The sequence below is a fragment of the Burkholderia sp. MR1-5-21 genome (assembly GCF_053427715.1).
In genome coordinates this window covers 1-508 of the sequence record NZ_JBSAXD010000125.1, presented here as the reverse complement: position 1 = coordinate 508, position 508 = coordinate 1, and the positions used below count along the sequence as shown (strand labels likewise).

General features: G+C 65.0%; 1 protein-coding gene. It reads left to right on the top strand.

Going from position 1 to position 508, the window contains the following annotated elements:
• Positions 1 to 29 precede the first annotated feature (29 nt).
• Positions 30 to 508: NAD(P)/FAD-dependent oxidoreductase (locus ACV229_RS40710; protein ID WP_448088675.1), on the top strand; the 479-nt coding region annotated here is incomplete at its 3' end.

Below are 508 nucleotides of genomic sequence, written 5' to 3'. Positions count from 1 at the left end.
CAGGAACTGCGGCAGGAGGAGACTCAGCTTTGACCAAAGATGACCTGATCGCGCAATACGGCCCGCGCGAATCGATGGAATACGACGTCGTGATCGTCGGTGGCGGCCCCGCCGGGCTGTCGGCGGCGATCCGGCTCAAGCAGCTCGCCGCCGGGAAAGGCGCCGAGATCGGCGTGTGCGTGCTCGAAAAGGGTTCCGAGATCGGTGCGCACATCCTGTCCGGCGCGGTGATGGACCCGCGCGCGATCAGCGAACTGTTCCCCGACTGGAAGGAGCAAGGCGCGCCGCTGACCGTCGAGGTCACGGAAGACCGCTTCCTGTTCCTGTCCGAGAACAGCGCGAAGCAGACACCGAACTGGGCGCTGCCGGACAACTTCAAGAATCACGGCAACTACGTGATTTCGCTCGGCAACGTCACGCGCTGGCTTGGGGCACAGGCGGAAGCGCTGGGCGTCGAGATCTTCCCGGGCTTTCCGGCCGCGGAGATCCTGTACAACGACGACGGCTC